This is a genomic window from Mycobacterium sp. SMC-13 (assembly GCF_045311035.1).
Lineage (GTDB): Bacteria > Actinomycetota > Actinomycetes > Mycobacteriales > Mycobacteriaceae > Mycobacterium.
In genome coordinates this window covers 1-1,265 of sequence record NZ_JBJIAI010000087.1, presented here as the reverse complement: position 1 = coordinate 1,265, position 1,265 = coordinate 1, and the positions used below count along the sequence as shown (strand labels likewise).

1 protein-coding gene is annotated in these 1,265 nt (G+C 63.3%); it reads right to left on the bottom strand.

Annotated elements, in window-relative coordinates:
• Positions 1-32: 32 nt before the first annotated feature.
• A protein-coding gene (locus ACJH6I_RS31785) for an IS3 family transposase (RefSeq protein WP_099156389.1) occupies positions 33-1,195 on the bottom strand; the annotation gives its coding sequence in 2 pieces (ribosomal slippage) (positions 33-908 and positions 911-1,195; 1,161 coding nt in all).
• Between the last annotated feature and the right edge of the window lie 70 nt (positions 1,196-1,265).

Below are 1,265 nucleotides of genomic sequence, written 5' to 3'. Positions count from 1 at the left end.
GGGTCTGCTGCACGATCAGGTGACAGTTTCGGTCACGCGGCCTGACTGGCCGGTGTGGTCATGATTGCTTCGAATTCGATCGGGGTCAACCGCCCGAGGCCGGACTGGCGGCGGCGCCGGTGGTAGGTGCGCTCGATCCAGGTGACGATCGCGATGCGGAGTTGTTCTCGGGTGTCCCAGCGGCGGCGGTCGAGCACGTTCTTCTGCAGCAGGCTAAAGAAGCTCTCCATGGCGGCGTTGTCGCCGGCGGCTCCGACACGGCCCATAGAGCCGACCATCTCGTGTTGATTCAAGGCGTGTACGAATTTCCTTGACCGGAACTGAGATCCGCGATCCGAGTGCAGAATGCACCCCGCGACATCTCCGCGTCGGGCTACCGCGCTGTGTAGTGCCCGGATGGCCAGTTGTGACTTCATTCGGGAGTCGATGCTGTAGCCGACGATCCGGTTGGAGAACACGTCCTTAATCGCACAGAGGTAGAGCTTGCCCTCACCGGTGCGGTGCTCAGTGATGTCACTGAGCCACAACTGATTTGGCCCTTCAGCGGTGAAGTCACGCTCGACAAGATCGTCGTGCACCGGCGGCCCGACTTTGCCGTTCTTGCCGCGTTTCTTACCAAACACGCTCCACAGTCGATTCTGCGAGCAGATCCGCCATGCGGTGCGCTCGGCCATCGGCTCGCCGGCATCGCGCGCCTCCTCCACGAGGTAGCGGTAGCCGAACTCCGGATCGTCTGCGTGCGCGTCGAACAGCGCATTGGCGCGGTAGGCCTCGATGAGTTCGGCCTCGGTGATGGGGTCGGCCAGCCAGCGGTAATACGGTTGGCGGGAGAGCTTGAGTACCCGGCACGTCACCGCGACGGGGATCCCGTCGGCGGCGAGCTCTTTCACGAGCGGGTAGACCCTTTTCCCGGCAGATTGGCCTGCGATAAATACGCTGCGGCCCGACGCAGCACCTCGTTCTCTTGCTCTAGCAGTTTGATCCGCCGTCGGGCTTCGCGCAGCTCACCGGACTCGCTGGCGCTCTTGCCGGGCTTGGTGCCTTCGTCGATGTCGGCCTGACGGAGCCATTTCTGCAGCGTCATCGGGTGCACTCCGAAATCGGTGGCGATCTGCTCGATCGTTACACCGTCATCGCGGTTGCGAGCGACCCGGACGACGTCGTCGCGGAACTCGCGGGGGTAGGGCCTTGCCATGGGGACATCCTTCCAGCCCGCCCATGCTGGGCAAGCCAACTCAGATGTCACCTATTCGTGCAGCAGACCC